This is a genomic window from Pseudoflavonifractor sp. 60, from assembly GCF_009911645.1.
In the GTDB taxonomy this organism is placed as follows: Bacteria; Bacillota; Clostridia; order Oscillospirales; family Oscillospiraceae; genus Lawsonibacter.
Map to the genome: position 1 here is coordinate 20,934 of NZ_QWKI01000144.1, position 9,215 is coordinate 30,148.

Genomic DNA, 9,215 nt, shown 5'->3' on the forward strand with positions numbered 1-9,215 from the left:
CTGTCAATTTCTGTGTTCTCAGGAAATCTTCACCGCGTCGTCCTGGGCAAAGGCGGAGGCGCTGTAGTAGCGGGTTCCGTCCTCATCCAGGCGGTAGTGCTCCAGGAAGTCCCAGGCAAGGCGGAACTCCTCGGGGTAGCAGTTGTGCTCCCGGGCCAGCGTGCGGGTAAACTGAACCAGCGGGATATCATTCTCACCGTTCCAGGTGTAGGTGTAATAACGGCCGGTCTCGCTGTACTCGGAGCAGGCCTCCAGGAAGCTGTCGTGATCGTTGGCAGTGAAGGGCGCGTCAATGCCGTTCATCTTCTGGGCATTCACGACCCAATTATAAATGGCGCTGTCATCAGAGACGGTCCAGGGGTCTTTGACCAGGTCATTGTTGCGGTCGGGCTCGCTGATATCGGCCTGGCCAATCAGCAGATAGGAGGGCATAATGTCATCTGCGGTAAAGTCGGTGTTGGGGAAGGAGGTGGAGCCCACGGCGGCATAGTCCCCCGCCTCGCTGGTGTGGGTCAGGGTCTGGACAGTGCGGCAGCCCAGGGAGTGGCCGCTGCCGTAGACGCGGCTCATATCCACCTGAACGCCGTCCTGCTTGCTCACCACATTCTCCATCAGGAGCAGCGCGGCCCGGGAGAAATCGGCGCTGTCCGCGGTGTCGCCGTAGGTCAGGCCGGCGGCGCTGGTTTTGCAGTACTCGCCCATGATGATGACCACACAGCCCTCGTCATTGGCAATGGCCCACCACATGGAGCAATCCATAAAGGTGGCGGCAGCCTGGGTGTTGCCGGGGAACACCACCACCACAGGGGCGCCGTCCCCTCCGTAGGTCTTGGCGGAGTCCGGGATGTACATCACGGTCTCCCGGGGGTCCAGCACGCCGTTGCCGTCGTAGTCGTTGAAGGCGGCGATGCAGGAGTACACCGTGCCGGAGGTCTTGCTGCCGCCAGGGTTGTTCAGACGGACGGACTCCAGAGCGCGCAGCTCCACCGTCTTCTGCTCTCCGCTCTGACCCTCAAAGGTGAAGGAGGAGATGGCTGTTCCGCTCTCGGCGGCGGTGCGGGCCGCCTTGGTGGCCATGTAGTAGTCGGTGCGGATGCCCAGAGCGTTGCTGTAGGCAAAGGGATTGGTGTATCTGGTGTAGCCCGCCAGGAAGCTGCGGATGTCGGAGGCGCTCATGGCGCTGCCGTCCACCAGCTTGACCTGGGAGATGCCGTACTGGGCTCCCCAGCTCTTAGCGTTGCTGTTGGCATACTTGGTCTGCCAGGCGTCGGAGTCCAGGCGCTGGTGATACACGCCGCCCACCGCCGTGTCCACCGTGTCATTGACGTCCTTCCAGTACTCAACGCTGGCGTCGCCGTCCTGATACCCGACAAAGAGGGTCGGAACGGGGATGTCGGCATTGGTGATAAAGCTGGCGCTTTCCGCCGCACCGTCCTGGGCCATTTTCTCCAGCACGGTGGAGAATGCCGCGTCGTCAAGGCCAGGATAGTAGGAGCCGGTATTGATGCCGTTATAGGTGCGGGCGCTGGCAGTCTTCAGGACGGAATCCCCCACGCTGGTCCCGCCCACAAAGGCCTGACCAATGACATAGGTCGGATTGTTGGCAGTCCAGGACTCCAGGACGGCGCAGCCCTCGCCGTAGCCCACATAGTAGTTGCAGGAGTGGCCGGTGAAGACGGGGCAGACGGTGCCGTCACTCAAGGCAAACCGGCCAGTCTGTACCAGTCCTCCGCCGCTGGAGGTGCGGGTGTCAAAGGCGGTGTTGCCGATGGTCTCCGCCAGACAGTCGTTGAGGTAGGCGGCCTCCTCTGCGGGCGTCCCCCAGGTCCCATTGGCGGGCTCCAGGACGAACAGCAGCTCCCCATAGGTCTCAGCCTGCTTGATCCATCCCTGCTCCTCCAGGAAGGCATAGGTATCAGAAACCCCGTTGGGAATGGCAATCACGGTGATGTAAGCCCGCAGAGCCGCGTGCTCCCCCACGTAGAGCTTAATGGTCCGGTCGCTGGCCAGCGTGTAGGACAGATAGCCGGGCACAGGGTGCTCATTGACCTCTGTGCGGTCGATGGGCAGGGCCCGTGTGGTCTCATTGGTTTTCTCGGTGTTCTCCAGGAGGTACTCATTCAGGTTGATGCTGGCCGTAACGGCAGAGGGCACATCAGGGGTCTCCTCGGCCACACTGCCGGTGGCGGAGGCCGCCTTGGCCGCGCTGTCCCAGCTCGCCTGGAAGCCGAAGGTCTGAGCCAGATGGTAGAAGGGGACATAGAGGGTCCCGTCCACCAGAGTGGCCACCGTGTCGCCGGCGGCAGAGCCCGCAGTGTAGGTCTGGGAGATGCCGTTGGCGGTGAAGGTGACGCTGTCCCCCTCCACGGTGTAGGCAATGCCCATGGCCTCAGCTGTCTCCACCGGCACCATGGTCCGCCAGTCGGAGTTGATGTAGGCAGAGTTGGAGGCAGTTTCTCCGTTGACCACTACCCTGACCGGGGAGACGTCAGCGGATGCGGTGATGGCCATACCCGCAGCCAGAGCGGCGGACAGGCACAGTGCGGTGAGTTTGCGGTACAATTTCATGCTTGAATCCATCCCTTTCTCACTCTTTTAGGAGGCGCTGTCATTCTGCACAATCCAGCACCTCCGTCTTAAATGCATTATAATAAGCTCCACCAATCCCTGTCCAATTCATATATTTGATAGACCAATGAATGTAGTGGATGGATTTGTGCCGGCAGAAGAGACTTCCCATAGACTGGCTGGCCCACACTCTGAAAGGCAGTTCCTCGAGTCAGAAAGAAGCGTATGTTCCCATGACATCATCCCGCATAAAAAACACGCCGCAGAATATTCTCCGCGGCGTGCTTCATGTTACTGATTTGGGAATTAGGACAGATTATTTGACAATCGCCTTGGCCCACTGGGAAACACTCTCAGGGTACACGGTGTACTGATAGTCCGCCGTGAGGCCATAGTTGGCATAGCCCTCTTCCTGTCCGGTATAGGTATAGGTTTCGCCTGCCGCCAAATTGGACTGGCCCTCCCAGACGTCGGTGTAGGGAGCTTCCAGATAGAAGGAGGCCACTACCTTTGTCACAGAGTGGTCGGTCTCGCCCCAGTTCTTGAACTTCCAGGACTGGAGGCCGGAGGCACGAACGTGCTCGGCAATCCACGCTTCATCCTTGCCGGCGGTACGGTAGAGCTCCTTCACCACCTCGATCACATCCTGCTGTGCCGCGGGGTTGTCGCCGTCGGTCTCGCCGTTGAACATCCAGACCGCCACCTCGTTGTCAATCATAGCCTGAACCTCTTCCGCGGTCCAGGTGCCCAGACTGCTGTTGGCCAAGGTGCCGTCCAGATTGCTGGCAGAAGCCATGCTGCCCAGGTTGCCGTTGCACTCCACAAAGGCCGCAATCAGGTCAGAGCGCTGGCGAATCACGTCGGAGCTAATCAGAGTGCCCTGGGAGTTGCCCACAATGATAATGCCGTCCTTGTCCACATTCCAGTTTTCGATGCTGTAGTCCAGCACGCCGGCAATCTCGGCCGCGGCCACATCAATGGGCGTGGAATGTACGTTTACGCTCATAATAATGGCCTCGGGCATCTCCTCATGCCACTTGGTCATCATCTCATCATAAACCACATTGCATCCCAGGTTGTTGGCGGAGGTAGCAGACCCGTCGGTCACCTCCCAGTAGCAGACGCCGCCGCCGCACTGATAAACCACGGTGGGATAGGGCTCCGCGCGGTTTGCATCGTAGTTGTCAGGATAAATGACAAAGACAGGAATCTTCCCCTCATCCGACTGCATGGTATAGCCGGGAGCGGGCTGCCCAATATTCACCAGCTCCATTTTCACCTCATCCAGGCCGCCGCCCAGAAGGGTCTCTTTCCAGACCGTGTTCTCCAGCAACTTGCCGGACCCATCTGTGGAGGCAATCCCATCCCGGAGGTCCGCGCCGTTCACGCAGAGGATCAGGTCCATATTTTCGCGCCGCTGCAGGCCCTTGTTGATGGTATTGGCCTCGATGGTATTCCCCAGGCGGTCCTGCCAGCTGCCCGCCTCTTCCCCGTTCTGCGGGTCGTCACAGTGGATGACGCCCTCAGAATCCACATACCAGCTGGCGCTGGTACACAGGGTTCCGTAAGTCTCACGGCTGCGGTCCGTCACCTTATCGCTGTTCAGGTCGGCATACAGGGTTACCACATTGCCGGACACGCTGATGTTGACCAGCTTCACCTGTCCAAAGTCAGGATTATTAAAGCCCCGGTCATACAGGGCGTAGTCCTCCAGCTGGACGCCGGAGAGGTCGACGCCGGCCTTATAGGTCACCGCAACCGTCTCTACCTTGTGCCCATAGAAGTTGGGGGCCGTCGTCGCCTGAATGGCCTCGATGTCACTGGCGGCGGGCTTGGTCTGCTGCTCCTTCCGGGCGGAAGCTCCTCCCGCCGCGCTGTCCCAGCTCACCTGGAAGCCGAAGGTCTGGGCCAGGTGGTAGAAGGGGACGTAGAGGGTCCCGTCCACCAGAGAGGCCACGGTGTCCCCGGCGGCGGAGCCCGCAGTGTAGGTCTGGGAGATGCCGTTGGCAGTGAAGGTGACGCTGTCCCCCTCCACGGTGTAGGCAATACCCATGGCATCGGCTACCTCCGCCGGAACCATGGTGCGCCAATCATCGTTGATGTAGGCGGCGGTGCTGGCCGTCTGGCCGTTGACGGTCACCTTCACCGGCCCGGAGGCGGCGGAGGCGGTGGCCGCCATCCCCACCGCCAGAGCGGCAGTCAGGCACAGCGCGGCGAGCTTGCGGTACAATTTCATGCTTGATCCATCCCTTCTCAATCATTTTGAAGAGCTGTCGCTTTTCACAAACGACTCTCCCCTTTCATAAGAGTATTATACAAAATTCGACCAATCCCTGTCCAATTCATATATTTAATGAACTAATGCAAAAAATAAATTAATAGAAAAAACTTCCGCCGGAACTGAGTCCGGCGGAAGGGAGGTCACATCTGACTTTGGTCCCCAGCAAGGCGGGGGTCGGGCAGGTCGATATAGATGGGAGAATGGCCGGTGGACTCCACAAACCTCAGAAAATCCTCCCGCTTCAGCTGGAGGGTCGAGGTAGAAATGCTCGGGTGGCCGCTCATCAGCTCGTCGGCCATCAGGTCCCTGTCAATGACCAGCTGGACGCGGTGGTCCGTATCAAACAGCAGCTCCAGGGCGGAGACAGAGCCGGGAACGGTCTGGAGATAGTCCCGCATATGGCCGTCGTCTGCGAAGGACAGCCGGGAGCACCCCAGCTGGGCGGAGAGGAATTTTGTCTTAAAGGGCTTGTCCCCTGGAATCATCAGCAGGTAGAACTCGGTCTGCCGGCGGTTGCACAGAAACAGGTTCTTGCAGATTTTGGAGCCCAGTACCTTCTCCACCTCATGGCAGAACTCAATAGTGTCGGCGTGGTCGTGGTCGACCCGGACGTAGGGGATGGACAGCTCCTCCAGCCGGTCATAAATGGCAAGCTCCTGGGGAATGCGCTGGTCGGTAGGCCGGGCGGTGTAGCGGATCTGGTCGATGTACATGGTATCGCTCCTTTATCATTCTATTCTTTTTCTTTGAAAAGAAAAAGAATCAAAAAGAAACTTTTGGGAAAAACTTCGTTTTTCCTCTGATTCCATTCAAACATATTTCTTCCATAAGATAGCCAAAAGCAAAACGAAGTTTTGCGGAAAAATTCTTTTTCGCTTCCTTTTTCTTATAAGAAAAAGGAAGAAACCCTCGTCAAAGCCCCAGCAGCTTCCGGGCATATCCGCCCAGGATGCCGTCCTTCTCCTCCCGGGTCAGGGGCAGGGCCTCAATCAGTGCAATGCCCTCCTCCTGGTCCCGCCAGGGGCTGTCGGTGCCAAAGAGGACCCGGCCCGGGAACTCCCGCACCATGCGGACAAACTGCTCTGTCTCCATCAGCGGCAGGTCAGAGGGGCCGTAGTACCCGTCCCCCACGGGGGCAATGCGGCCCAGGGCAAAGGCGGTATCCAGATAGACGCCGGTGTCGGGCAGCAGGGCCTCCACCCGCTCCCACTCCCGCCAGCCCCCCATGTGGGCTAGGATCAGCGTCACTGGACCCACCTGGTTCAGTGCGCGGAGAGTCATCTCCGGGGTGCAGTGGTCCCGGAGGGGAAAGCCAATGTCCCGCCCGGCGTGGGTCAGGACCATCAGCCCCAGCTCGCCGCAGCGGTCCAGAATGCGCAGATAGCGGATATCGTCAAAGTCGACCCCCTGGTAGATGGGGTGAAGCTTGATCCCCTTCAGTCCCAGGGCGGCGACCCGGGCCAGCTCCTCCTTCCAGCCCTCGAAGTCGGGGTGCATACAGCCGAAGGACCACAGGCCGGTATCCGGGCCGGTCTCGTTAAGGCGGGCAGAGGCGTCGTTGACGTGGACCACCTGCCGGGCGTTGGTGGCCACCGGCAGCACCAGACAGCCCTTAACCCCGGCGGCAGACATGGAGGCCCGCAGCCCCGCCTCGGTGCCATCGGAGTAGGCCATGGTATGGCACATGGATTGGAGTTTTGCAATGGTCGCCCCGGCAATCTTGTCGGGGAAGGTGTGGGTGTGGATATCAAAAATCATGGGTCAACCTCCTGAACGGGGCTTCGCCCTGTCAAAAAATTGGCGAAGCCTGGGGTACACCTAAGCATACCACAGGCTCCGCCAATTGGAAAGAGGATGAGAGGAATTTTTATTGGGGGTCGCCCAGGGCCTGGCTCTTGCGGACGGTGACCTTCTCCTCGTAGCAGGAGAAAGCATTGTCCACCAGTCTCTTCTCCGGCTTGGCGGTGATGAGGGACACCACCGGCACGATAATCAGCCCGGCGATCATACAGAAAGCGCCGCAGTTGATGGGGGAGACCAGAAGGGCGGGGAAGCTGGACTTCAGGGGGGAGATGTCGGCCAGCATGACCACGGTAGAGAAGAGGAAGCTGGCCCAGCAGGCGATTTTGGTGGCGCCCCTCCAGTACAGCCCGTAGAGGAAGGGGGCCAGGAAAGCGCCCGCCAGCGCGCCCCAGCTGACGCCCATAAGCTGCGCAATAAAGGTGACGCTGGAGCGGTACTGGATAATGGCCAGCACCACCGAGATGGCGATAAATACCACGATGAGGCAGCGCATAATGAACACCTGCTTCTTCTCATCCATCTCCTTGACCACATGACCCTTCAGCAGGTCCAGGGTCAGGGTGGAGCTGGAGGTGAGCACCAGAGAGCTGAGGGTCGACATGGAGGCGGACAGCACCAGGATAACCACCACCGCCAGCAGCAGGTCAGGCAGACCGGAGAGCATGGCAGGGATAACGGCGTCGAAGCCTCCCACCGGGGTCCCCGCCTCTGTGACCCCCACCACGTCGGCGAAGAGCCGTCCAAAGCCGCCCAGGAAGTAGCAGCCGCCGGCTACCACCATGGCGAAGAGGGTCGAGATCACAGTGCCGGTGTTGATGGACTTCTCACTCTTGATGGCATAGAACTTCTGGACCATCTGAGGCAGGCCCCAGGTGCCCAGGGAGGTGAGAATGACCACGCCCAGCAGGTTCACCGGGTCGGGGCCGAAGAAGGAGGCGAAGACGCCGGGGGCGCTGGCCACGGGACCGCTGGCGGTCTCGGTGGGCACCTGGGCCAGCTTCACCAGCGCCGCCATAAAGCCGCCCCGGCTGTTCAGCACCGCCACGATGACGGCGCAGATGCCGAAGAGCATAATGATTCCCTGAATGAAGTCGTTGATTGCGGTGGCCATATATCCGCCGGCAATAACGTAAATACCGGTGAGGACGGCCATTACGATGACACAGATGGAGTAGTCAATGTCGAAAGCCATGCCGAACAGCCGGGACAGGCCGTTATACAGGCTGGCGGTGTAGGGAATCAGGAAGATAAAGATGATAACTGAGGCGGCAATTTTCAGCGAGGTGGAGCCAAACCGCTTGCCGAAGAATTCGGGCATGGTGGCGCTGTCCAAGTGCTGCGTCATAATACGGGTCCGGCGGCCCAGCACAACCCAGGCCAGCAGAGAGCCCAGCACTGCGTTGCCGATGCCCGCCCAGGTGGCTGCAATGCCGTATTTCCAGCCGAACTGCCCGGCGTAGCCCACAAAAACCACGGCGGAGAAATAGGAGGTGCCATAGGCAAAGGCGGTGAGCCAGGGCCCCACGGAGCGCCCGCCCAGCACAAAGCCGTTTACATCTGTGACGTTTTTCCGGCAATACAGTCCAATCCCTACCATAACTCCGAAAAACACCAGAAGCATAATCAGTTTAATTGCCATAGAAAGCATTCCTCTCCTCCGCGCTGCACTTTGGCGCTTTGTACCGTTGAAGTTTAACGCAAAGAAGCGCCCTTGTCAAGAGGAATTTTCCCTGTTTCGTTTTTTTGGTTAATTTGATGGTTTTTTTACCTCCCCCAGGCCGGCACTTGTCCTGAACGCCGCCCGGAACAGCCTAAACAAAAGAGACGCCTGCGCGCCTCTTTTCTGCCTTTCAGTCCTGATTCAAAACAAGCTCCTCCGCCTTGAGCTGCGCCTCCTCCAGCAGCTTCACCGCCGCCTGTACCTCCAGATGTCCCAGCACCTCCACCGCGTCGGTTATGGCGTTGAACAGCAGGTAGTAGGGTTCCTTATAATCCGTCATATTATCATCCTTTCCGGTACATACCTATATAAGCATATACCTTAAACAGTTGATTGTCAACATCTGTATGTGTTTTATATGATATATACCGAAAGAAGGGTAGTATGATGAAGGTTGTACGGCTTTGTTTAGATCAATATTTGGACGCCAATGAAATCAGCCGGTATAACTTGGCAAAGAATACTGGTATTCAATACCATATTATCGACGGCTACTATAAAAACAAGGTCTTCCGACTGGACGGCTACAACCTGGGCCGCATCATCGAGGCGCTGGATTGTCAGCTGACGGATATCCTGACTGTGGTGGACGAATAAAAACAGCCCCCCTTCCCAATGGAAAAGGAGGCTGGGCGGCTGCCACCGCGTGCGGTGGGGATTGATTTGCAGGCATTACTTCGACTGAAAATTTGCGGTAGAAGATGGTGCTTCCAGGGACAATCCCCCGCCCTCGCTTCGCTCGGGCACCCCCTTTCAAAAGGGGGCAAGAAAGATTATCATATGAAGTGCAACACAAGAAAAAAGGGAGGACAACAAGGGAAACTTCGTGTAAAATGTAGTCAC

General features: G+C 58.6%; 7 protein-coding genes. 1 reads left to right on the forward strand and 6 read right to left on the reverse strand.

Going from position 1 to position 9,215, the window contains the following annotated elements:
- Positions 1-18: 18 nt before the first annotated feature.
- The 6 genes from D1646_RS15765 to D1646_RS15790 form a co-directional block, all read right to left on the reverse strand.
- The gene (locus tag D1646_RS15765) at positions 19-2,568 is read right to left on the reverse strand and encodes a hypothetical protein (RefSeq protein WP_160637388.1); all 2,550 of its coding nucleotides are present in this window, start codon (positions 2,566-2,568) and stop codon (positions 19-21) included.
- A gap of 316 nt (positions 2,569-2,884) precedes the next feature.
- The gene (locus tag D1646_RS15770; protein ID WP_160637389.1) at positions 2,885-4,804 is read right to left on the reverse strand and encodes a hypothetical protein; all 1,920 of its coding nucleotides are present in this window, start codon (positions 4,802-4,804) and stop codon (positions 2,885-2,887) included.
- A 185-nt stretch (positions 4,805-4,989) separates the two neighbouring features.
- On the reverse strand, positions 4,990-5,562 hold the full coding sequence (locus D1646_RS15775) for a prolyl-tRNA synthetase associated domain-containing protein (protein ID WP_160637390.1): 573 nt from the start codon (positions 5,560-5,562) through the stop codon (positions 4,990-4,992).
- A 199-nt stretch (positions 5,563-5,761) separates the two neighbouring features.
- Complete coding sequence (locus tag D1646_RS15780) at positions 5,762-6,607, reverse strand: amidohydrolase family protein (protein ID WP_160637391.1); 846 nt, start codon at positions 6,605-6,607, stop codon at positions 5,762-5,764.
- Positions 6,608-6,716: 109 nt separating this feature from the next.
- A complete protein-coding gene (locus tag D1646_RS15785; protein WP_160637392.1) occupies positions 6,717-8,291 on the reverse strand; it encodes a sodium:solute symporter in 1,575 nt (524 codons plus the stop codon).
- A gap of 211 nt (positions 8,292-8,502) precedes the next feature.
- Positions 8,503-8,652, reverse strand: a complete 150-nt coding sequence (locus tag D1646_RS15790; protein ID WP_160637393.1) for a hypothetical protein — start codon at positions 8,650-8,652, stop codon at positions 8,503-8,505.
- Positions 8,653-8,756: 104 nt separating this feature from the next.
- Here D1646_RS15790 and D1646_RS15795 point away from each other — a divergent pair, with 104 nt between their 5' ends.
- On the forward strand, positions 8,757-8,969 hold the full coding sequence (locus tag D1646_RS15795; protein ID WP_243154197.1) for a helix-turn-helix transcriptional regulator: 213 nt from the start codon (positions 8,757-8,759) through the stop codon (positions 8,967-8,969).
- Positions 8,970-9,215 lie beyond the last annotated feature (246 nt).

Bases quoted from the DNA above. Each gene is read 5' to 3' on its own strand.
- D1646_RS15780 (WP_160637391.1), bottom strand. From the start codon at position 6,607: ATGATTTTTGATATCCACACCCACACCTTCCCCGACAAGATTGCCGGG.
- D1646_RS15795 (WP_243154197.1), top strand. From the start codon at position 8,757: ATGATGAAGGTTGTACGGCTTTGTTTAGATCAATATTTGGACGCCAAT.
- D1646_RS15775 (WP_160637390.1), bottom strand. From the start codon at position 5,562: ATGTACATCGACCAGATCCGCTACACCGCCCGGCCTACCGACCAGCGC.
- D1646_RS15770 (WP_160637389.1), bottom strand. From the start codon at position 4,804: ATGAAATTGTACCGCAAGCTCGCCGCGCTGTGCCTGACTGCCGCTCTG.
- D1646_RS15765 (WP_160637388.1), bottom strand. From the start codon at position 2,568: ATGAAATTGTACCGCAAACTCACCGCACTGTGCCTGTCCGCCGCTCTG.
- D1646_RS15785 (WP_160637392.1), bottom strand. From the start codon at position 8,291: ATGGCAATTAAACTGATTATGCTTCTGGTGTTTTTCGGAGTTATGGTA.
- D1646_RS15790 (WP_160637393.1), bottom strand. From the start codon at position 8,652: ATGACGGATTATAAGGAACCCTACTACCTGCTGTTCAACGCCATAACC.